At 47.8% G+C, this 701-nt stretch carries 1 rRNA gene; it reads left to right on the plus strand.

Annotation, left to right across the window (positions count from 1 at the left end):
* Positions 1 to 701: ribosomal RNA gene (locus tag HMPREF3057_RS03230) — 23S ribosomal RNA — on the plus strand; the annotation flags it as partial.

Consider the following 701-nt stretch of genomic DNA (forward strand, 5'->3'; position numbering starts at 1 on the left):
TCGAAAGGGAAACAGCCCAGACCACCAGCTAAGGTCCCAAAATAATTGTTAAGTGGAAAAGGATGTGGGGTTGCACAGACAACTAGGATGTTAGCTTAGAAGCAGCTATTCATTCAAAGAGTGCGTAATAGCTCACTAGTCGAGTGACCCTGCGCCGAAAATGTACCGGGGCTAAAACAATTTACCGAAGCTGTGGATACCTTTATAGGTATGGTAGGAGAGCGTTCTATGTGTGAAGAAGGTATACCGTGAGGAGTGCTGGAACGCATAGAAGTGAGAATGCCGGTATGAGTAGCGAAAGACAGGTGAGAATCCTGTCCACCGTAAGACTAAGGTTTCCAGGGGAAGGCTCGTCCGCCCTGGGTTAGTCGGGACCTAAGGAGAGACCGAAAGGTGTATCCGATGGACAACAGGTTGATATTCCTGTACTAGAGTATGTAGTGATGGAGGGACGCAGTAGGCTAACTAAAGCAGACGAATGGAAGAGTCTGTCTAAGCAGTGAGGTGTGAATTGAGTCAAATGCTTAGTTCTATAACATTGAGCTGTGATGGGGAGCGAAGTTTAGTAGCGAAGTTAGTGACGTCACACTGCCAAGAAAAGCTTCTAGCGTTTAAACATACTCTACCCGTACCGCAAACCGACACAGGTAGTCGAGGCGAGTAGCCTCAGGTGAGCGAGAGAACTCTCGTTAAGGAACTCG

Source organism: Streptococcus sp. HMSC072D05 (assembly GCF_001815805.1).
Classification (GTDB): Bacteria; Bacillota; Bacilli; order Lactobacillales; family Streptococcaceae; genus Streptococcus.